17 protein-coding genes and 1 pseudogene are annotated in these 20,371 nt (G+C 70.1%); 14 read left to right on the top strand and 4 right to left on the bottom strand.

Annotation, left to right across the window (positions count from 1 at the left end; all coding sequences use genetic code 11):
• Positions 1 to 309: 309 nt before the first annotated feature.
• Together ACZ4A5_RS26865 and ACZ4A5_RS26860 are read left to right on the top strand one after the other, a co-directional pair.
• Positions 310 to 1,908 carry an ABC transporter substrate-binding protein gene (locus ACZ4A5_RS26865; protein WP_467589472.1) on the top strand — a complete coding sequence of 533 codons (1,599 nt, stop codon included), beginning with the start codon at positions 310 to 312 and terminating at the stop codon, positions 1,906 to 1,908.
• 73 nt (positions 1,909 to 1,981) lie between these two features.
• A complete protein-coding gene (locus ACZ4A5_RS26860) occupies positions 1,982 to 3,577 on the top strand; it encodes an ABC transporter substrate-binding protein (protein WP_467589469.1) in 1,596 nt (531 codons plus the stop codon).
• 118 nt (positions 3,578 to 3,695) lie between these two features.
• Here the strand turns inward: ACZ4A5_RS26860 and ACZ4A5_RS26855 are convergent, their stop codons facing one another.
• Positions 3,696 to 4,367, bottom strand: coding sequence for a response regulator (locus tag ACZ4A5_RS26855; RefSeq protein WP_301888638.1), 672 nt, complete (start codon positions 4,365 to 4,367; stop codon positions 3,696 to 3,698).
• A gap of 13 nt (positions 4,368 to 4,380) precedes the next feature.
• Positions 4,381 to 5,361, bottom strand: coding sequence for a RecB family exonuclease (locus tag ACZ4A5_RS26850; protein ID WP_467589466.1), 981 nt, complete (start codon positions 5,359 to 5,361; stop codon positions 4,381 to 4,383).
• A gap of 122 nt (positions 5,362 to 5,483) precedes the next feature.
• Between ACZ4A5_RS26850 and ACZ4A5_RS26845 the strand changes: the two genes are divergently transcribed.
• The 3 genes from ACZ4A5_RS26845 (at position 5,484) to ACZ4A5_RS26835 (ending at position 8,462) form a co-directional block, all read left to right on the top strand.
• Positions 5,484 to 6,722, top strand: coding sequence for a site-2 protease family protein (locus tag ACZ4A5_RS26845; RefSeq protein ID WP_467589463.1), 1,239 nt, complete (start codon positions 5,484 to 5,486; stop codon positions 6,720 to 6,722).
• A gap of 57 nt (positions 6,723 to 6,779) precedes the next feature.
• Complete coding sequence (locus tag ACZ4A5_RS26840) at positions 6,780 to 7,685, top strand: tRNA (adenine-N1)-methyltransferase (RefSeq protein ID WP_366003105.1); 906 nt, start codon at positions 6,780 to 6,782, stop codon at positions 7,683 to 7,685.
• 183 nt (positions 7,686 to 7,868) lie between these two features.
• Positions 7,869 to 8,462, top strand: coding sequence for a hypothetical protein (locus ACZ4A5_RS26835; RefSeq protein WP_467589460.1), 594 nt, complete (start codon positions 7,869 to 7,871; stop codon positions 8,460 to 8,462).
• A gap of 4 nt (positions 8,463 to 8,466) precedes the next feature.
• Here ACZ4A5_RS26835 and ACZ4A5_RS26830 read toward each other — a convergent pair whose 3' ends face one another.
• On the bottom strand, positions 8,467 to 8,823 hold the full coding sequence (locus ACZ4A5_RS26830) for a ferredoxin (RefSeq protein WP_467589457.1): 357 nt from the start codon (positions 8,821 to 8,823) through the stop codon (positions 8,467 to 8,469).
• Positions 8,824 to 9,066: 243 nt separating this feature from the next.
• On the opposite strand from ACZ4A5_RS26830, the gene arc reads away from it, so the two are divergent.
• The 5 genes from arc to prcA all read left to right on the top strand — a co-directional run bounded on the left by arc (position 9,067) and on the right by prcA (position 14,936).
• Positions 9,067 to 10,833: a proteasome ATPase gene (gene arc, locus ACZ4A5_RS26825; RefSeq protein ID WP_398872606.1), complete on the top strand. Its 1,767-nt coding sequence runs from the start codon at positions 9,067 to 9,069 to the stop codon at positions 10,831 to 10,833.
• A 338-nt stretch (positions 10,834 to 11,171) separates the two neighbouring features.
• Positions 11,172 to 12,683, top strand: a complete 1,512-nt coding sequence (gene dop / locus ACZ4A5_RS26820; RefSeq protein ID WP_398872609.1) for a depupylase/deamidase Dop — start codon at positions 11,172 to 11,174, stop codon at positions 12,681 to 12,683.
• A gap of 143 nt (positions 12,684 to 12,826) precedes the next feature.
• On the top strand, positions 12,827 to 13,045 hold the full coding sequence (locus ACZ4A5_RS26815) for a ubiquitin-like protein Pup (protein WP_058045164.1): 219 nt from the start codon (positions 12,827 to 12,829) through the stop codon (positions 13,043 to 13,045).
• A gap of 233 nt (positions 13,046 to 13,278) precedes the next feature.
• The gene (gene prcB, locus ACZ4A5_RS26810; protein ID WP_467589453.1) at positions 13,279 to 14,124 is read left to right on the top strand and encodes a proteasome subunit beta; all 846 of its coding nucleotides are present in this window, start codon (positions 13,279 to 13,281) and stop codon (positions 14,122 to 14,124) included.
• A 47-nt stretch (positions 14,125 to 14,171) separates the two neighbouring features.
• On the top strand, positions 14,172 to 14,936 hold the full coding sequence (gene prcA, locus ACZ4A5_RS26805; RefSeq protein ID WP_467589450.1) for a proteasome subunit alpha: 765 nt from the start codon (positions 14,172 to 14,174) through the stop codon (positions 14,934 to 14,936).
• Between the two features lie 12 nt (positions 14,937 to 14,948).
• Here the strand turns inward: prcA and ACZ4A5_RS26800 are convergent, their stop codons facing one another.
• A complete protein-coding gene (locus ACZ4A5_RS26800) occupies positions 14,949 to 15,953 on the bottom strand; it encodes a LacI family DNA-binding transcriptional regulator (RefSeq protein WP_467589516.1) in 1,005 nt (334 codons plus the stop codon).
• Positions 15,954 to 16,346: 393 nt separating this feature from the next.
• Between ACZ4A5_RS26800 and ACZ4A5_RS26795 the strand changes: the two genes are divergently transcribed.
• From ACZ4A5_RS26795 to ACZ4A5_RS26780, 4 genes and pseudogenes are all read left to right on the top strand, one after another.
• A complete protein-coding gene (locus ACZ4A5_RS26795; RefSeq protein ID WP_467589447.1) occupies positions 16,347 to 17,609 on the top strand; it encodes an MFS transporter in 1,263 nt (420 codons plus the stop codon).
• Positions 17,610 to 17,618: 9 nt separating this feature from the next.
• A complete protein-coding gene (pafA, locus tag ACZ4A5_RS26790) occupies positions 17,619 to 18,980 on the top strand; it encodes a Pup--protein ligase (RefSeq protein ID WP_116210878.1) in 1,362 nt (453 codons plus the stop codon).
• A 135-nt stretch (positions 18,981 to 19,115) separates the two neighbouring features.
• Positions 19,116 to 20,096 carry an FKBP-type peptidyl-prolyl cis-trans isomerase gene (locus ACZ4A5_RS26785; protein WP_467589442.1) on the top strand — a complete coding sequence of 327 codons (981 nt, stop codon included), beginning with the start codon at positions 19,116 to 19,118 and terminating at the stop codon, positions 20,094 to 20,096.
• Between the two features lie 75 nt (positions 20,097 to 20,171).
• Positions 20,172 to 20,285: pseudogene (locus tag ACZ4A5_RS26780) on the top strand (FKBP-type peptidyl-prolyl cis-trans isomerase); the annotation flags it as partial.
• Positions 20,286 to 20,371: the final 86 nt, after the last annotated feature.

Genomic DNA, 20,371 nt, shown 5'->3' with positions numbered 1-20,371 from the left:
GTGAGTTTCGTCACCGGGTCAAGGGGCGTTGTGTGGGGTGTCGATCACTCTCCCGTACCCCGGGCGAGGTTGAAGCGCACCGTTGTGTCCCGATTGATGATCAGGTGCGCGAATCGTTCCGGCGTCCGGAAATCGGTGAACTGCCGGTCGTTATCCCGGCGTGATATCGCATCAAGTTCCCCGCGTTCCGGTTACCGCGGCACCGCGCACTAATCTCTTCGCGAGAACTTCACGGCTGCCCATGGGCCGACGCGACCGCCGTCGGTATCGTCCCGGGAACCGAACGCACCACAGGGAGAACCCCGCACAATGAACCGCAAGACGTTGGTGCTGCCGACCGTGGCAGCCCTGCTGGCCCCCGTGCTCGTCGCCTGTGGCGGGAGCTCCGGAGCCGGAAAGGGCAACGGCGCCATCGTCGTCGGCACGACCGACCGCTTCGAGGAGACGACGGACGACCCGGCGCCCTTCGACCCGGCCGCCGCGTACGACATCAGCGCGTGGAACGTCCTGCACAGCACCTTCCAGACCCTGCTGCGCCTGCCCCGCTCCGGCTCCAACCCGGTCGGCGACGCGGCCGAGAAGTGCTCCTTCGGGGACCGCAAGAACGAGCAGTTCCGCTGCACGCTGCGCAGCGGGCTCAAGTTCTCCAACGGGCACGCGCTCACCTCCGAGGACGTCAAGTTCTCCATCGAGCGCGCCCGCACCATCAACTTCGAGAACGGCCCGGTCTCGCTGCTCAGCAACATCGACAAGGTCGAGACGCCCAGCGAGCGCGAGGTCGTCTTCTCGCTGAAGACGCCCGACGCGACCTTCCCGCAGAAGCTCGCCACCCCGGCCGCGGCCATCGTCGACAGCGAGGTCTATTCCAAGGACCAGCTCAACTCCGGCTTCAAGGTCGTCGGCTCCGGCCCGTACACCCTGAAGACGGACGAGAAGGACGGCCGGGTCGTCAAGGCCGTCTTCACCAAGAACTCCGGCTATCAGGGTTCGGTGGAGCTGCAGAACGACAAGTACGAGCTGCGGTTCTACGACGACTCGAAGTCGATGGAGAAGGCGCTCAAGGGCGGCGACATCGACATGATGAACCGCACCCTGTCGCCGGAGCAGCTCAGCCGGCTGGGCGGCACCACGGCCAAGGGCGTCAAGCTGCTGGAGGCGCCGGGCCAGGAGATCAGCTTCCTCGCCTTCAACACCGACGACCCCACGGTGAAGAACAAGGCCGTGCGCCAGGCGATGGCCCAGCTGGTCGACCGCCAGGCGCTGTCCCGCGACGACTACGCGCGGACCAACGACCCGCTGTACTCGGTCGTCCCCAGCGGCATCACCAGCCACCAGAACTCCTTCTCCAACAAGTACGGGGACCCGAGCGTCGACAAGGCCCGCTCGATCCTGCGGGCCGCGAACATCAGCACCCCGGTGCCGCTGACCCTCACCTACACCGACGACCACTACGGTGAGGCGACCGGCAAGGCGTTCAAGACGCTCCAGAAGCAGCTCAACGACAGCCAGCTGTTCAACGCCAGGATCCAGGGCGTGAAGTGGGCGGACTTCCGCCCGGAGGCCGCGAAGGGCAAGTACGCCGTCTACGGCATGGGCTGGTTCCCCGACTTCCCGGACCCGGACAACTTCGTCGCGCCGTTCTTCGGCAAGGACAACTTCCTCCGCTCCCCCTACCAGAACACCAAGATCACCAACCAGCTGATCCCCGACTCCCGCGAGACCCCGCAGCGCGAGTCCGCGGCCAAGTTCTTCCAGCAGGCCCAGGACATCGTCGCCGACGATGTGCCGGTGCTGCCGCTGTGGCAGGGGAAGCAGTACGTGGCGGCCCGGGACAACGTCACCGGTGCCGAGTGGGCGCTCAACTCCGCCTCCGAGCTGCAGCCGTGGGAGCTGGGCCGCGGCGTGTGAGGCAACAGGCTCGTCAGACCGGTTCTGCCGAAGATCTCTTCAGACGATCAAGGAAACTGTGAGGAACGTGCACGTGAGGAAACGTGACCAGTGGCTTGCCGCCCCGCTCGGCGCGGGGCTGGCCGCCGCCCTGCTCACCGGGTGCGGTTCGGAAGACGGCAAGGCGGGCGGCACCGGTGAGTCGGTGGTCATGGGGATGTCCGACGAAGTCGTGACCACCGACCCCGCATCCGGCTACGACCCGGGTACCTGGCTGCTGTTCAACAACGTCTTCCAGTCGCTGCTGAGCTTCCCCAAGGGGAGCACCACTCCCCAGCCGGAGGCCGCCGACAGCTGCAAGTTCCAGGACGACACGAGCAAGACCTTCCAGTGCAAGCTGAAGGACGGTCTGAAGTTCAGCAACGGCCACGACCTCACCTCCGAGGACGTCGCCTTCTCCTTCCGCCGCACCCTGAAGATCCATGACAAGAAGGGTCCGGCGGACTCGCTGCTGTCCTCGATCCAGGACATCAAGACCCCGGACAAGTCCACGGTCGTCTTCCACCTGAACCGGTCCGACGCCACCTTCCCGCAGAAGATCGCCTCCGGTGCCGGCTCCATCGTCGACCACCAGGAATACCCCGCCGACCGGCTGCGCACCGACGGCAAGGCCGTCGGCTCCGGCGTCTACAAGCTGGACTCCTTCGACAAGAAGCAGGCCGTCTTCTCGGTCAACTCCTCGTACAAGGGCTCGGTCGGCGCGGTGCAGAACCGCGGCGTGACGATGAAGTTCTTCCACGGCGACCAGGGGGAGCTGAAGACCGCGGTCCAGAAGGGCAGCGTCGACATCGCCTACCGAGGTCTGGCCATGAAGGACCTGGCCGACCTGGACGCCGCCGACGGCGGCAAGACGAAGCTCAATGTCGTCGAGGGCACCAGTGCCGAGGTCCAGCACCTGGTCTTCAACACCAAGGACCCGGTGGTCGGCAAGCCCGCCGTCCGCAAGGCGATCGCCTATCTGGTCGACCGCAGCGCGCTCGTGCGCGACGTCTACAAGCGCACGGCCGAGCCGCTGTACTCCATCGTCCCGGCCGGTATCGCCGGTCACAAGACGCCGTTCTTCGACCTCTACGGCGACCGGCCGCAGCCCGACAAGGCCGCCGCCGCCCTCAGCGCCGGCGACATCAAGGGCAAGGTCAAGCTCACCCTCTGGGCCACGCCGATCCGCTACGGCCCGGGCACCGTGCCCGAGCTCGAGGAGATCGCCAGGCAGCTCAACAAGAGCAACCTCTTCGAGGTGGACGTCAAGAGCGTCCCGCAGGAGGAGTACGAGCAGGGCATCGAGGCCGGCAAGTACGGCGTCTACGTCAAGGGCTGGATCCCCGACTACCCGGACCCCGACAACTTCACCGCGCCGTTCTTCGGTGAGAACAACGTCCTGTCGAACAACTACGACTCGAAGGACATCAACAGCCGCATCCTGGCCACCGCGGCCGAGGGCACCCGCACCGCGACCGTCGGCGACTTCGCCAAGGTCCAGAGCACCGTCGCCCAGGACCTGCCGATCCTGCCGCTGTGGCAGGGCAAGCAGTACGCGGTGGCGAGCGACCGGATCTCCGGTCTCCAGTGGACCCTCGACGCCTCCACGGTCTTCCGCTTCTGGGAGATCGCCAAGGCGGCCAAGGAATAGGACGACCGGTGCCCCGCGCCCCGGCAGGGGCGCGGGGCCGTGACATCGCGCGGCTCCGCCGCGTGGACGCGAGGGGCCCCACCGGCCCGCGGCCGGCCCGCGAGCGGGTTCCGCGGCGTCACTGCGCGCCGGGGCGCACCAATCCGCTCTCGTACGCGTAGACCGCGGCCTGCACCCGGTCCCGGAGCCCCAGCTTCGTGAGCACGTGGCCCACATGCGTCTTGACCGTCGTCTCGCTGACGAACAGATCCGCCGCGATCTCCGCGTTCGACAGCCCGCGCGCCACCAGCTTCAGCACCTCGACCTCGCGGTCGGTCAGCGTGTGCAGGGTGTCGGGCAGCGGCTCCTCGCCGGAGGGGAGGTGGCCGGCGTACTTGTCGAGCAGCCGCCGGGTGATGCTCGGCGCGAGCATCGCCTCGCCGCCCGCCACCACCCGGATCGCCTGCACCAGCTCATTGGCGGGCGCGTCCTTCAGCAGGAACCCGCTGGCCCCCGCCCGCAGGGCCTCCACCACGTACTCGTCCAGATCGAAGGTCGTCAGCACCAGCACCTTGGCCGGGCCGTTCCGCTCCGGGCCGGTGATCTGCCGGGTCGCCTCGACCCCGTCCATCCGCGGCATCCGGATGTCCATCAGCACCACGTCGGGCTGCAGCGCCCGCACTTGGTCGAGCGCCTGAAGACCGTCCCCGGCCTCGCCGACGACCGCGAGGTCCGCCTCCGCCTCGAGGATCATCCGGAAGCCGGTGCGCAGCAGCGGCTGGTCGTCGACCAGCAGGACGCGGATCGCCACGTGAACTCCTTCGTTAGACCGCGTCCATTCTGCCCTGAGCGGCCGCGGCGGGGGCCACCCGCCCGGCGCGCTGCGCCACGACCGGCAGCGGATACGGCGGGGGAGTGCCGCCGAACTCCGGACAGACGGCCTGGTGATCGCACCAGCCGCACAGCTTGGTGGGCCTGGGCCGCCAGTCGCCGGTGTCCGTCGCCAGCTGGATGGCCTCCCACAGGGCGCGCAGCTTGCGCTCCACGGCCAGCAGCTCGGCCTCGGCCGGGTCGTACGTCAGGACGTCACCACTGCCCAGATAGACCAGCTGGAGCCGGCGCGGCACCCGGCCGCGCAGCCGCCACAGCACCAGGGCGTAGAACGTCATCTGGAACAGCGCGCCGTCGCGGTACTGCGGGGCCGGGGCCTTGCCCGTCTTGTAGTCCACGATCCGGACGTCGCCGGTGGGCGCCACGTCGACCCGGTCGATGAAGCCCCGCAGCGTCAGCCCCGCGCCGGCGGGACCCGCGTCCTCGATCACCGTCTCCACATAGAGCTCGCGGTCCGCGGGCTCCAGCCGTGTGGGGTCCTCCAGCGTGAACCAGCGCTCCACCAGCCGCTCCGCGTCCGCCAGCCACTTCGCCAGGCGGTCGCCGTCGTGCGAGCCGTCCTCCCGCAGGAACAGCTCCGCGAGCTCCGGGCGGGCCGCGAGCAGCTTCTCCCACTCGCCCGGCACCAGGCCCTTCGCCCGCGGCGCGGTGCGCTCGGCGGCGGGCGCGTCGAAGAGCCGCTCCAGCACGGAGTGCACCACCGTGCCACGGGTCGCCGCGGCGCTCGGCTTCTCGGGCAGTTTGTCGATCACGCGGAAGCGGTAGAGCAGCGGACACTGCATGAAGTCGCCGGCGCGCGACGGTGACAGCGCGGCCGGCCGCACGGCGCCGGACGGCCGCTCAGCGGCGCTCTCCGGCGCCCGCCCGGCCTGCCCGTCGCCGCTGCCGGCGGTTTCCTCGGTGGCGATACCCATGACAGGAACCCTACGGCCCGTGACTGACAGTCGGCCGCATACCATCGACTCAGGAGCTCTCGCACTGCATGATCGTGAGAACGCACCGCGGGTGCGGGGGCCGCATCCGACGAGGGGACACCGTGGACAACAGCGGGCAGGACCGGCCCGGCAGCGGGGGCGCCGGGACCGAGAGCGAGCCCGGGGACCGCGCTGCCAAGCGCCCTCGCGAGAGCGGTGGCGGCATCCTCATGGGGCGCCCGTTCGGTGTGCCCGTCTACGTCGCCCCCAGCTGGTTCCTCGTCGCGGCCCTCATCACCTGGGTCTTCGGCGGACAGCTCGACCGCGTGCTGCCCGAGCTCGGGCGCCTGCGCTATCTCGTCTCGCTCTTCTTCGCCGTCGCCTTCTACGCCTCGGTGCTGGTGCACGAGCTGGCGCACACGGTCGCGGCGCTGCGCTTCAAGCTCCCCGTGCGCCGGATCCAGCTCCAGTTCTTCGGCGGCGTCTCCGAGATCGAGAAGGAGAGCGAGACCCCGGGCCGCGAGTTCGTCCTCGCCTTCGTCGGGCCGCTGCTGTCCCTGATCCTGGCCGGGCTGTTCTACCTCGGCATGCTGGCGGTCGAGCCGGGCACCGTGCCCGGCGTGCTGCTGGCCGGCCTGATGGTCTCCAACCTCCTGGTGGCGGCCTTCAATCTGCTGCCCGGCCTGCCCCTCGACGGCGGGCGCATGCTCCGCGCCGTCGTCTGGAAGATCAGCGGCAAGCCCATGACCGGCACCGTCGCCGCCGCCTGGATCGGCCGCGCGCTCGCCGTCGCCGTCCTCGTCGGCCTCCCGCTGCTCACCCAGGCCGGCCTCGGCGACGGGGCGCCCAGCTTCGGCGGCGTCGACTCCCTCACCGACGCCCTGCTCGCCGCGATCCTCGCCGCCATCATCTGGACCGGCGCGGGCAACAGCCTGCGCATGGCCCGCCTGCGCGAGCGCCTCCCCGGCCTGCGGGCCCGCACCCTCACCCGCCGCGCCGTCCCCGTCGAGGCGGCCACCCCGCTCTCCGAGGCCCTGCGCCGCGCGGGCGAGGCGGGCGCCCGCGCCCTCGTCGTCGTCGACGGCCAGGGCATCCCCACCGCGCTGGTCCGCGAGACGGCCATCGTCTCCGTCCCCGAGCACCGCCGCCCCTGGGTCGCCGTCAGCGCCCTCGCCCAGGACCTCAAGGACGGCATGCGCGTCTCCGCCGAGCTCGCCGGCGAGGACCTCCTCGACATCCTGCGCGCCACCCCCGCCACCGAATACCTCGTGGTCGAGGAGACCGGCGAGGTCTACGGCGTCCTCGCGACCTCCGACGTCGAACGCGCCTTCGTCGCCGCGATGTCCCGCACGCCCTCCTGACCTCGCCTACGGGCCGCCGTGTCCGTACCGCCGCCCGATCACGGGTAGGCTGGTCACATGTCCGAACCGACCGGTGCCGCCCGCCGTCGCGGCCCCTTCCAGGTCGGGGACCAGGTCCAGCTCACCGACCCCAAGGGACGCCACTACACCTTCACGCTCGAAGCCGGGAAGCAGTTCCACACCCACAAGGGTGCCTTCCCGCACGACGAGCTGATCGGTGCTCCCGAGGGCAGTGTTGTCCGTACCACGGGAAACGTCGCCTACCTCGCGCTGCGCCCCCTGCTCCCCGACTATGTCCTGTCCATGCCGCGCGGAGCCGCCGTGGTCTACCCCAAGGACGCGGGGCAGATCCTGGCCATGGCCGACATCTTCCCCGGCGCCCGCGTCGTGGAAGCCGGCGTCGGCTCCGGCTCCCTGAGCAGCTTCCTGCTGCGCGCCATCGGCGACCAGGGCATGCTGCACTCCTACGAGCGCCGCGCCGACTTCGCCGAGATCGCCACGCAGAACGTCGAGCGCTACTTCGGCGGCCCGCACCCCGCGTGGCAGCTGACCGTCGGCGACCTCCAGGACAACCTGTCCGACACGGACGTCGACCGCGTCATCCTCGACATGCTCGCCCCCTGGGAGTGCCTGGAGGCCGTGCGCAAGGCGCTCGTCCCCGGCGGCATCCTGTGCTGCTACGTGGCCACCACCACCCAGCTCGCGCGGACCGTCGAGTCCATCCGCGAGATCGGCTGCTTCGCCGAGCCGTCCGCCTGGGAGACCATGGTCCGCACCTGGCACGTGGAGGGTCTGGCCGTGCGCCCCGACCACCGCATGATCGGGCACACCGGCTTTCTGCTCACCGCCCGCCGCCTCGCGGACGGCGTCGAGCCGCCGCTGCGCCGTCGCCGTCCGGCGAAGGGCGCCTACGGCGAGGACTACGCAGGCCCTGGCAGCCAGAGCGGCTCCGCCGAGAGCTGACCTCACCTTCGAACACCGCGGCGCCGCCGCCGGGAACCGCGTCACGCGGAACTCGGCGGCGGCGTCCGTGCGTTGAGGCCCTGGCGAGTGCGCCGTGGGCCCGCACCCCCTGTTCCCCGGCGCCGGGCGATATGGCACGATGCGGATCATCCCCCGCAGCCCAGCTCACAGGAGTCAGCGCGCGTGCAGCCACCGGCAGGGCACACCCCGTCCACGGCCTCCGACCCCCTCCCGCACCACCGGGCGCGCCCCGTGCACTGGGTGATCACCGCGGCCGCGCTGGCCGCCGTGACCGTCTGCGCCCTGCTCGTCGGACCGCGCGACGAGACCGCCGCCGCCTCGCCGCCCGACGCCACGGCCCCCTCGGGCCCCGCCCCGGACGCCCGCGCCGCGCGTTTCCCGCTCGACTGCGGTGGCGGGCCGGTCGATGTCGTGCGCCAGGCCGCCGCCGACCTCGACGGTGACGGACGGCCCGAGACCACCGCCGTGGTGCGCTGCGCCTCCGGCGGCGGCACCCCGGCCAGCGGGGTCTACGTCCTCGCGCCGCCGTCCGCCCAGGGGCGGCCGCCGCGCGTCCTGGCCACCCTGGTCGATCCCGCGGAGAAGATGAGCGTCACGGGCTTCCGCGTGACAGGGGAGACTGTTTCGGCCACTCTGCTCGGCTACTCCTCCGCGAGAGTGCCGCGTTGCTGTCCCGACAGGAGCCGGAATGTCGAATGGCGGTGGCGCGACGGCAAGTTCGCGCTCACCGCCCTGCCGGTCGCGGGGAGTGTGTGATCCGTCACTCCGCGTCGGGGCCGTAGACCTCGACCTTGTCGGAGACGCGGCGGACGTGGATGCAGTCGCCCGGGCAGTCCTTCGCCGAGTCCCGCACGTCGGTCAGCAGCGGCAGCGGCACCGGCGTCGTGGCGCCCGGGGCCTGCAACAGCTCGTCGTCGGCGCTCTTCACATACGCCAGGCCGTCGATGTCCAGCTCGAAGACGTCCGGGGCGTACTGCGCGCAGATGCCGTCGCCCGTGCAGAGATCCTGGTCGATCCAGACCTCCAGCGGCTCCGCGTCGGCGGCCTCCGCCGTGGTGGCTCCGACTGCCCCGGCGCTTCCGGGAGCCCCGGCGTGGTCTTCGTTCTGCACGGTCATCTCGCCCTGCCGTTTCCTGCGTACGTGAATCAATTGGAGCCAGCCCTGACGGGTGTTGACCGACTCGACGATACAACCGCCCGCTTTCCGATGTTGATGGGTGGGTATTCCCCTGCTGTGGGGACGTGCGCAAGGGTGAAGATCGGACACACTCCGACCGGGTTTGTGATCTAGGGGTTTCAACCTGCACCCGCCCAGGTAGGGTCAGGAAGCGTCCAGCTCCCCTTGGAGGAGGTGAGGACCGTGGCAGCCCACGACGACGACATGAACCGCGGCATCCGGCCGGGACGAGGGTCTGACGACCTCGCGAGCCAGGTTGCCTATTTCGAGCAGGAGATCGCCGTCCTGCGGCGCAAGCTCGCCGACTCTCCGCGTCACACGAGGATTCTCGAAGAGCGGATCGTCGAGCTCCAGACGAACCTGGCCGGGGTGTCCGCTCAGAACGAGCGGCTCGCCAATACCCTCCGCGAGGCCCGCGACCAGATCGTCGCGCTCAAGGAGGAAGTCGACCGGCTCGCGCAGCCGCCGGCCGGCTTCGGGGTCTTCCTGCAGGCGAACGAGGACGGCACGGCTGACATCTTCACCGGAGGCCGCAAGCTCCGGGTCAATGTCAGCCCCACCCTCGAGCTCGACGACCTCCGGCGAGGCCAGGAGGTCATGCTCAACGAAGCGCTCAACGTGGTCGAAGCCATGGAGTTCGAGCGGGCCGGTGACATCGTCACCCTCAAGGAGATCCTTGAGGACGGCGAGCGCGCACTGGTCATCGGGCACACCGACGAGGAGCGGGTGGTGAGGCTCGCCGAGCCGCTGCTGGACACCACCATCCGCCCCGGCGACGCCCTGCTGCTCGAATCCCGATCCGGCTACGTCTACGAGGTCATCCCGAAGAGCGAGGTCGAGGAGCTCGTCCTCGAAGAGGTCCCGGACATCGACTACACGAAGATCGGCGGACTGGGCAACCAGATCGAGCTGATCCGCGACGCGGTCGAGCTCCCCTACCTCTACCCCGACCTCTTCAAGGAGCACGAACTGCGGCCGCCCAAGGGCGTGCTGCTGTACGGCCCGCCCGGCTGCGGCAAGACGCTCATCGCCAAGGCCGTCGCCAACTCCCTTGCCAAGAAGGTCGCGGAGGTCACCGGTCAGCCCGCGGGGAAGAGCTTCTTCCTGAACATCAAGGGCCCCGAGCTGCTCAACAAGTACGTCGGTGAGACCGAGCGGCACATCCGGCTGATTTTCCAGCGGGCCAGGGAGAAGGCGAGCGAGGGCACGCCCGTCATCGTCTTCTTCGACGAGATGGACTCCCTCTTCCGCACCCGCGGCTCCGGCGTCAGCTCGGACGTGGAGAACACCATCGTCCCGCAGCTGCTCTCCGAGATCGACGGCGTGGAGGGCCTGGAGAACGTCATCGTCATCGGCGCCTCCAACCGCGAGGACATGATCGACCCCGCGATCCTGCGCCCCGGCCGGCTCGATGTGAAGATCAAGATCGAGCGTCCGGACGCGGAGGCTGCCAAGGACATCTTCTCGAAGTACCTCACAGCCACCCTGCCCATCCACACGGACGACCTCGCCGAGCACGGCGGCGACGCCAAGGCGGCCGTGGCCGGGATGATCCAGTCGGTGGTCGAGCAGATGTACGCGGAATCCGAGGAGAACCGCTTCCTGGAGGTCACCTACGCCAATGGTGACAAGGAAGTCCTCTACTTCAAGGACTTCAACTCCGGCGCGATGATCCAGAACATTGTGGACCGGGCCAAGAAAATGGCGATCAAGGCATTCCTGGACCACAACCAGAAGGGCCTGCGCGTCTCCCACCTGCTCGCCGCCTGCGTGGACGAGTTCAAGGAGAACGAGGACCTGCCCAACACCACCAACCCGGACGACTGGGCCCGCATCTCCGGAAAGAAGGGCGAGCGGATCGTCTTCATCCGCACCCTCGTCACCGGAAAGCAGGGGGCCGACACCGGTCGCTCCATCGACACGGTGGCCAACACCGGTCAGTATCTGTAAAACCGTCGTCCGGCTGCGGATGTCCTACCCCCCGCTTTTGGCGGGGGGACACCCAGGGCGTCCGTGGCCGGACGCGTTTTCCGCCGCCTTTTCGGCGGGCCCCCGGGTCCCCGCGAGATTTTCCGCCAGGTGTGCAGCAGGATTTCGCCACGACGGCGCCGATCGACCGGGTACGGCACGAACCGGAGCAATGACTGTAATGATCTCCCCACCGCCGCAAAGCCGTTCTAGGCTCTTCGGTACCACCGCTCAGCGCGTGGGGGAGCACACGGACCGGAAGCGCAGCGGTACTTGAGCGCCGACCCCATTCCGGGGCGCCGCCGGGCAAGGAGGGCCGCATGACCGTACGGCGAGTAATGGGCATTGAGACGGAGTACGGGATCTCCGTCCCCGGTCACCCGAACGCCAATGCCATGCTCACCTCGTCCCAGATCGTCAACGCGTACGCGGCGGCGATGCACCGGGCGCGACGAGCCCGCTGGGACTTCGAGGAGGAGAATCCGCTGCGGGACGCCCGCGGCTTCGACCTCGCCCGCGAGGCCGCCGACTCCAGCCAGCTCACGGACGAGGACATCGGCCTGGCCAATGTCATCCTCACCAACGGGGCCCGGCTGTACGTCGACCACGCGCACCCCGAGTACAGCTCCCCGGAGATCACCAATCCGCGGGACGCCGTCCTCTGGGACAAGGCGGGGGAGCGGATCATGGCCGAGGCCGCCGAGCGCGCCGCCCAGCTGCCCGGAGCCCAGCCGATCCACCTCTACAAGAACAACACCGACAACAAGGGCGCCTCCTACGGCACCCACGAGAACTACCTGATGAAGCGGGAGACCCCCTTCTCGGACATCGTGCGCCACCTGACGCCCTTCTTCGTCTCCCGGCAGGTGGTCACCGGGGCGGGCCGGGTGGGCATCGGGCAGGACGGCCGGGAGCACGGCTTCCAGCTCAGCCAGCGCGCGGACTACTTCGAGGTCGAGGTCGGCCTGGAGACCACACTCAAGCGGCCCATCATCAACACCCGCGACGAGCCGCACGCCGACGCCGAGAAATACCGCCGGCTGCACGTGATCATCGGCGACGCCAACCTCTCGGAGATCTCCACCTACCTCAAGCTCGGCACCACCGCCCTGGTGCTGTCGATGATCGAGGACCGCTTCATCACCGCCGACCTCGCCGTCGAGCAGCCCGTCCGCACCCTCCACCAGGTCAGCCACGACCCGACCCTCAAGCGCCTCGTCACGCTCCGTAGCGGACGCACGCTCACGGCCGTCCAGCTCCAGATGGAGTATTTCGAGCTGGCCCGCAAATACGTGGAGGACCGCTTCGGGGCGGACGCCGACGAGCAGACCAAGGACGTGCTCGGCCGCTGGGAGGATGTGCTGGGGCGGCTGGAGCACGACCCCATGAGCCTCGCCGGGGAGCTGGACTGGGTGGCCAAGCGCGAGATCCTGGAGGGCTACCGGCGCCGGGACGGCCTGGACTGGGACGCGGCCCGGCTGCACCTGGTGGACCTGCAGTACGCCGACGTGCGGGCCGGCAAGGGCCTCTACAACCGCCTCGCGGCCCGCGGCAGGATGAAGCGCCTGCTGGACGAGACCGAGGTCGAGCGCGCCCGCACGGCACCGCCGGAGGACACCCGGGCGTACTTCCGCGGCCGCTGTCTCGAACAGTACGCCGACGACGTGGCGGCCGCGTCCTGGGACTCGGTGATCTTCGATCTGCCGGGCCGGGACTCCCTGCAGCGGGTGCCCACCCTGGAGCCGCTGCGCGGCACGCGCAACCACGTCAAGGAGCTCCTGGACCGCTGCCGCACCGCGGAGGAGCTGGTGCGGGTGCTTTCGGGCGGCTGAGGGGTCTGAGAAGCGGGGGAACCGGGAATCATCACGGTGGTTCCGGGACGTTGTAGCAAGTACAGGGCCGATGTCGGACCCTGCTTGTAGGGTCTGAACGAGAACGTCCGATCTTGTACGTCGAACCGAGCGGGGTGAGGGATATGGCGACCAAGGACACCGGCGGCGGGCAGCAGAAGGCCACGCGATCCACGGAGGACGTGGAGGAGCAGGCGCAGGACGCGCAGGTCTCGGAGGATCTCAAGGAGCGGCAGGAGAAGCTCTCCGACGATGTCGACTCCGTGCTCGACGAGATCGACGACGTCCTCGAGGAGAACGCGGAGGACTTCGTCCGGAGCTTCGTGCAGAAGGGCGGCGAGTAGTCCGCCGCTCCTGTCGCGAGTACGGCCTGGGTCAGGCCGAGTTGTCCGCCCCGGCGGGGTCGCGGAGAGGTCGCCGACGTGATCTGTCCCGCTGCTCCGTCCGGGCGGGTGGATCGCGATCAAGGGACGGGTAAGGTCCCTGGCGTACTGTGCTTCAGCTGCAAGCGGCGTTGGGGCATCACGATCGGGCGGACGTCATGGGGGCGGGCCGCCGCATATGTGGAAGGAAACGTGTGGAAGCCAACACTCGTAGCACCGGGCGTCTGCCGGCGGCCTTCCTGACGCCCGGGTCCTCCTCGTTCATGGACTTCCTCGGCGCGCACTCGCCGGAACTGCTGCCGGGCAATCGCCCGATGCCCCCGGTGAAGGGCGCCGTGGAGGCCCCGCACGGGACGACCATCGTCGCGGCGTCGTTCCCCGGCGGCGTGGTGCTGGCCGGTGACCGCAGGGCGACGATGGGCAATGTCATCGCGCAGCGCGACATCGAGAAGGTCTTCCCGGCCGACGAGTACTCGGCCGTCGGGATCGCGGGCACGGCGGGCCTGGCCGTGGAGATGGTCAAGCTCTTCCAGCTCGAACTGGAGCACTTCGAGAAGGTCGAGGGCGTCCAGCTCTCGCTGGAGGGCAAGGCCAACCGGCTGTCCACGATGATCCGCAGCAACCTCGGCATGGCCATGCAGGGCCTCGCCGTGGTGCCGCTCTTCGCCGGCTGGGACGTCGACCGCCAGAAGGGCCGGATCTTCTCCTACGACGTGACCGGCGGCCGCTCCGAGGAGCACGGCTTCGCGGCCACCGGCTCCGGATCGGTGTTCGCGCGCGGCTCGTTGAAGAAGCTCTTCCGCGAGGACCTGACGGAGAGTCAGACCGCCACGCTCGTCGTCCAGGCGCTCTACGACGCCGCCGACGACGACTCCGCGACGGGCGGGCCCGACCTCGCGCGCCGCATCTATCCGATCGTCACCGTCATCACCGACGAGGGCTTCCGGAAGCTGACCGAGGCGCAGTGCTCCGAGATCGTCCGCGCGATCCACGACCGGCGGCTCGAGGAGCCGGACGGGCCGCGCGCCGCACTGCTCTGAGGTTCCACGGAATGTACTCGTCTATGACAGAAAGGGACGGATAGCCGGTGTCGACGCCGTTCTATGTCTCACCCCAGCAGGCCATGGCCGACCGCGCCGAGTACGCCCGCAAGGGCATCGCGCGCGGCCGCAGCGTCGTCGTGCTCCAGTACGCCGACGGCGTCGTCTTCGTGGCCGAGAACCCGTCCCGCGCGCTGCACAAGGTCAGCGAGATCTACGACCGGATCGCCTTCGCGGCGGTGGGGAAGTACAACGAGTTCGAGAACCTCCGCATCGGCGGCGTCCGCTACGCCGATCTGCGGGGCTATACCTACGACCGCGACGATGTCACCGCCCGCGGCCTTGCCAATGTCTACGCCCAGACGCTGGGCAACATCTTCTCCAGCGCCGGGGAGAAGCCGTACGAGGTCGAGCTGATCGTCGCCGAGGTCGGGGCGGGCCCCGAGGACGACCAGATCTACCGCCTGCCGCACGACGGTTCCATCGTCGACGAGCACGGCTCGGTCGCGGTCGGCGGCAACGCCGACCAGATCAGCAGCTATCTCGACCAGCGCCACCGGGACGGGATGACCCTGGCCGAGGCGCTCAAGCTCGCGGTCGAATCCCTGACCCGGGACAACAACGGCGGGGAGCGCACGCTCACCGCCGAGCAGCTGGAGGTCGCCGTCCTGGACCGGACGCGGCCGCAGCAGCGCAAGTTCAAGCGGGTGCTGGGCCGCCAGCTCTCCCGTCTGCTGGACGGCGAGGCCGTTCCGGCCGACGCCGAGGAGGACGCGGCGGACGAGCCGGAGACCGGCTCCGCCGAGAGCTGACGCCCCACCCCCTCAGAGGCCGGGCGGGCCGGATCTTCCGGCCCGCCCGGCCTCTGCCGTGCTGCCCCGCACCACCAGCTCGACCGGCAGCGCGGGAGCCGTGGCGGCGCGGCCGTCGAGCACCGCCATCAGCGTGCGCATGCCCGCCTCGCCGACGGCCTCCGCGGGCAGCCGGACGGTGGTCAGCTCGGGTTCGACGGCCGTCGCCAGGGAGAGGTCATCGAAGCCGGTCACCGAGACGTCGTCGGGCACCCGCAGCCCGAGCCGCCGGGCCGCCTTGCACGCGCCCGCCGCCAGGATGTCGTCGTCGCAGATCAGCGCGGTCGGGCGGGCGCCGGGGCGGGTGAGGGCGCGCTCCGCGGCCCGCAGGCCGTCGGCGACGGCGAGCGCGGCGGGCTCGGTGTGCAGCTCGGCGCCGGGCACCCCGCGCAGCGCGTCGGCGAGCGCCCCGGCCCGTACGTGGAAGGTCCATGAGTCGACGTCGGCCGCCAGGTGCGTGAAGCGCCGGTGGCCGAGCGCGAGCAGGTGCCCGGCCACCTGCCGCATGCCGTCCGCGACGTCGAAGTTGACGGTCGCCGCCGTCTCGGCGCGCCGCGGGTCGCTGTCGAGCATCACCAGCGGCAGCCCGCCCTCGCGGATGGCGGCCAGGGCGTCCGCCGCCATGGAGGAGGCGATGATGCCGTCGAGCGTCGCGCGCGCCGAGGCGAAGGGGTCGCGGGCGGGGCCGACGCCCTCCGGCGAGGGGTAGAGGAGCACGCCGACGCCGTGCTCGGCGGCGACGCGGGCGGCGCCGGTGTAGACGCGGGCGAAGAACTCGTTGGTGAGCGCCGGGACGACCAGCAGGGCGGTCCTGGCCCGGCCGAGCCGGAGGTCGCGGGCGGCGAGGTTGGGGCGGTAGCCGAGGCTGCGGGCCGCGGACCGCACGGCCTCGGCGGTCCGCTCGGAGACCCGCCCGCGCCACTTCTCACCCATGACGAGCGAGACGGTCGCCTGCGACACCCCCGCGACCCGCGCCACATCCCGGCTCGTGGCCCGGGCCCCGGTGCGGGGCCCCCGGATGCTGGGCCACCGGCCGGCGGGCCGGCCGGTCTCGTCCCCGCCGCGCGGCTCGCTCCCCACCGGGTCCGGCCGCTCGCCCGGCGCGGCCCCGTCACCGCCGGCCCGCGTCGGGCCGGGGTGCGGGGTGTCCCCGGTGCCGTCCTCGGCCGGCGCCCGGCCGTCGCCCCCGGCCGCCGGGCCCTGTGCTCGCACGTCGTCCGTCCGCCGAGAATCGCTCGACACTGGCAGCCTCCCCGTTCGCTCGCTCGCCGCAGGCGGCCCGGTGGACCGGCGGAGCCTCATCATGGTACGTATAACGTCAACGGTTATACGTAAAACCCGACCCCTCGGGAAGAGAAGCAGGAGTCATCGATGGCGGCCGGTTACGGCGACATGCTCAGGACGCGGCACGCGGCGCGTCTGCTGACCGGCACCCTCGTGGGGCGGTTGCCGAACGCCACCGCCGCGCTCGCGATCGTGCTGTTCGTGCGCGCCGAGGGCGGCAGCCTCGCGCTCGCCAGCGCCCTCTCCGCCGTCTACGGCGTGGCCAACGCCGTCGGCCAGCCGCTGCTCGGCCGGGCCGTCGACCTCTACGGCCAGCCGAAGGTGATGTTCCCCGCGGCCGTGCTGTCCGCGCTCGGCATGACCCTCTTCGCCGTCGGCAGCCTCGACCCGCTGCCGCTGCCCTACCTCGCCATGGTCGTCGCCGGCTTCTTCACGCCACCGCTGGAGGGCGGGCTGCGCGCGCTGTGGCCGTCGGTCCTCAAGGACGAGGGGCGCATCCACGCCGCGTACTCCCTCGACGCCATCGCGCAGGAAGTGATGTATGTCGTCGGGCCGTTGATCATCACCGGCTTCGTCGCCTGCTGGTCCCCGGCCGGCGCGCTCTACGTCATCAACCTGCTCGGCGTCCTCGGTGCGCTCGCGGTCGTCACCTCGCCGCCCTCGCGGCAGTGGCGCAGTGAGCCCCGCGACGCGCACTGGTTGGGCGCGCTGCGCTCGCGCGGACTGCTGGTGCTGCTCGGGGCGTTCTTCTGCATCGGTTCGGCGCTGGGCTCGATCGCCCTGGCGGCGGTCGCCTACGGCGGCGACCACGGCGGCGACACGGTCGCCGGCTATCTCCTCTCCGCCCTCGGCGTGGGTGCCCTCATCGGCGGCACGATCTACGGCGCCCGCCAGTGGCCCGGCACCCCGGAGCAGCGGCTGCGGGTGCTCGTGGCCGGACTCGCGGTCTGCTACGTGCCGCTGCTGCTGGTCCCCGGCGTCGTCGCGATGACGGTGCTGGCCGGCGTGGCGGGCGTCTTCCTGGCGCCGTCGCTGGCCTGCGCGTTCGTCGTCGTCGACCGGCACGCGCTGCGCGGCACGGTCACCGAGGCGTTCTCCTGGCTGGTGACGTCCTTCGGCGTGGGCGCGGCCATCGGCACGGCCCTCGCGGGCCCGGCGGTGGAGAACGGCGGCGGTGTCACGGCGGGGTTCGCGGTCGCGGTGTGCGGCGGATTCGCGGCGCTGCTGGTGCTCGTCCTGGCGCGGCGCGCCCTGCGGGCGCCGAAGGCCCCGTCCACGGTCGTGGCCCGGTCGGAAAATGATCGGAACGGTACGGTCGAACCCGGTTTCAGCACAGGGGTTCAGGCGTAATGTTCAGGCATGGACCGCCGCATTTTCGGGCTGGAGAACGAGTACGGCGTCACGTGCACGTTCAGGGGACAGCGCCGACTGTCACCTGACGAAGTGGCGCGCTACCTCTTCCGCCGTGTCGTTTCCTGGGGGCGCAGCAGCAATGTCTTCCTGCGCAACGGTGCTCGTCTCTATCTGGATGTGGGTTCGCACCCCGAATACGCAACTCCGGAGTGCGACAGTGTGATCGAGCTGGTCACCCACGACAAAGCGGGCGAGCGCATTCTCGAAGGACTCCTCGTCGATGCCGAACGGCGCCTGCACGAGGAGGGGATCGCGGGCGACGTCTATCTGTTCAAGAACAACACCGACTCGGCCGGAAACTCCTACGGTTGCCATGAAAACTATCTCGTGGCCCGGCACGGTGAGTTCTCCCGCCTGGCGGACATCCTCATTCCCTTCCTCGTCACCCGGCAGCTGCTGTGCGGCGCGGGCAAGGTGCTCCAGACCCCGCGGGGCGCGGTCTACTGCGTGAGCCAGCGCGCGGAGCACATCTGGGAGGGCGTCAGCTCCGCGACGACGAGATCGCGCCCGATCATCAACACCCGGGACGAGCCGCACGCGGACGCCGAGCGCTACCGCCGCCTGCATGTGATCGTCGGCGACTCGAACATGTCCGAGACGACGATGCTGCTGAAGGTGGGCGCCACCGACCTCGTCCTGCGGATGATCGAGGCCGGGACGGTGATGCGCGACCTGACCCTGGAGAATCCGATCCGGGCGATCCGCGAGGTCAGCCACGACATCACCGGCCGCCGCAAGGTGCGGCTCGCCAGCGGCCGCGAGGCGTCGGCCCTGGAGGTCCAGCAGGAGTATTACGAGAAGGCCGTCGACTTCTGCGAGCGCCGCGGCATCCGCACGGGCACGGTCGAGCGGGTCCTGGAGCTGTGGGGCCGCACCCTGGAGGCGATCCGCGACGAGGACCTCGACCGGATCGACACCGAGATCGACTGGGTGATGAAGTACCGCCTCATCGAGCGCTACCGCGCGAAGAACAACATCACCATGTCGCACCCGCGGATCGCTCAGATAGACCTCGCGTACCACGACATCCACCGCCGCCGCGGGCTCTACTACCTCCTGGAGAAGCGCGGCCAGGCGGCCCGGGTGTGCAACGACCTGAAGATCTTCGAGGGCAAGTCCGTGCCCCCGCAGACCACTCGGGCCCGGCTGCGCGGTGACTTCATCCGGCGGGCCCAGGAGCAGCGCCGTGACTTCACCGTCGACTGGGTGCACCTGAAGCTCAATGACCAGGCACAGCGCACGGTGTTGTGCAAGGACCCGTTCCGTTCGGTGGACGACCGGGTGGAGAAGCTGATCGCCGGGATGTAGTTCCGTCCGCCGTCCGTCACCGCAGCGCGCCGGGCCGCACCCGGCGCGCTGCCGTGTCGGGCAGCGGTTGATCCACGTGGCTCAGGCCGTAGAGTGGCGGGCACTGCTCAGACCCCCCTAGCCCGAGTTGGACTGATGAACCTCACGAAGAACACGCGTCGCCTCGCCGCGGCGTTGGCCGTGCCTGTCCTGCTGTTCACTGCCGCGGCGTGCGGGTCCGACGACGGTGGCTCGTCCGACTCCAAGGTGAAGGTGGAGGGGAAGTTCGGGGACAAGCCGGACATCTCCGCGCCGAAGGACGCCAAGGCCGGTGACAAGGTCTCGACGCAGACCCTGGTCGAGGGCAAGGGCGCCACGGTGGAGAAGGGCGCGTTCGTCCGGCTCGACTATGTCGGTCAGGCGATGAAGGCGGACAAGCCGCTCGTCAGCAGCTGGATGTCGCCGACCGGCGGCGCCGAGAAGGGCCCCCGGCGCCAGGCCGTGGCGCAGACCGGCCAGCCCGGCCGCGAGCTGCCCACGAAGGTGCTGGACGAGGTCGTCGGCAAGAAGGCCGGCAGCCGGATCGAGGTCGAGGGCACCGCCAAGGCGTTGGTGGGCGAGGAGCTCAACCCGCAGGCCGGGGTCAGCCCCGAGGACGGCCTGGTGTGGGTCATCGACATCGTCGGCACACAGAAGGTCGATCCGAAGGCCGAGGCCAAGGGCGAGCAGGCCAAGCCGGATTCGGGCATGCCCGAGGTGAAGGCCCCGTCGCAGAAGGCCGCGGAGATCACCATCCCCAAGGACGAGAAGGCGCCGACCGACCTCAAGCAGCAGCTGCTGATCAAGGGCGACGGCGCGGAGATCAAGGCCGGTGACGGTCTGATCGCGCAGTACACCGGAGTGAAGTGGGAGGACGGCAAGAAGTTCGACTCCTCCTGGGACCACGGTGGCGCCATCGCCTTCCAGATCGGCACCGGCTCGGTCGTCCAGGGCTGGGACAAGGGCCTCGTCGGCAAGCACGTCGGCGACCGCGTCGAGCTGGTGATCCCGCCGAAGCTGGGCTACGAGGGCCAGGCGCAGAGCGGTCTCGACAAGAACACCCTCGTCTTCGTCGTCGACATCGTGGGCAAGGTCTGACCTCCGGGTCCGCCCTCCCGTGGCATCTGCCAGACTTGCCCGGTTGTCCGCAGGATTTTTCACAGGAGAACTTTCGTGAGCATCGACAAGCCCGAGATCGACTTCCCCGACGGCCCGGCCCCCGCCGACCTTGAGATCAAGGACATCTGGGAGGGGGGGGGGGAAGGGGGGGGGGGGGGGGGAGCGGTGAAGGGCGACGACGTGGTGGGGGGGGTGTTCACCTGCGAGGCGGGGGGCGGGGGTTAGAGGCGCGGCCGGGTGCTGGATAGTTGGTT

This window comes from Streptomyces sp. NPDC025618 (genome assembly GCF_055558795.1).
Note: the sequence above shows the minus strand (reverse complement) of the source record. Positions and strands in the feature narration are given on the sequence as shown.

What these genes read in the sequence shown, in the direction of transcription:
- ACZ4A5_RS26865 (WP_467589472.1), top strand. Translation starts at nt 310, where the DNA reads ATGAACCGCAAGACGTTGGTGCTGCCGACCGTGGCAGCCCTGCTGGCC.
- ACZ4A5_RS26850 (WP_467589466.1), bottom strand. Translation starts at nt 5,361, where the DNA reads ATGGGTATCGCCACCGAGGAAACCGCCGGCAGCGGCGACGGGCAGGCC.
- ACZ4A5_RS26840 (WP_366003105.1), top strand. Translation starts at nt 6,780, where the DNA reads ATGTCCGAACCGACCGGTGCCGCCCGCCGTCGCGGCCCCTTCCAGGTC.
- ACZ4A5_RS26830 (WP_467589457.1), bottom strand. Translation starts at nt 8,823, where the DNA reads ATGACCGTGCAGAACGAAGACCACGCCGGGGCTCCCGGAAGCGCCGGG.
- dop (WP_398872609.1), top strand. Translation starts at nt 11,172, where the DNA reads ATGACCGTACGGCGAGTAATGGGCATTGAGACGGAGTACGGGATCTCC.
- ACZ4A5_RS26815 (WP_058045164.1), top strand. Translation starts at nt 12,827, where the DNA reads ATGGCGACCAAGGACACCGGCGGCGGGCAGCAGAAGGCCACGCGATCC.
- ACZ4A5_RS26795 (WP_467589447.1), top strand. Translation starts at nt 16,347, where the DNA reads ATGGCGGCCGGTTACGGCGACATGCTCAGGACGCGGCACGCGGCGCGT.
- pafA (WP_116210878.1), top strand. Translation starts at nt 17,619, where the DNA reads ATGGACCGCCGCATTTTCGGGCTGGAGAACGAGTACGGCGTCACGTGC.
- ACZ4A5_RS26785 (WP_467589442.1), top strand. Translation starts at nt 19,116, where the DNA reads ATGAACCTCACGAAGAACACGCGTCGCCTCGCCGCGGCGTTGGCCGTG.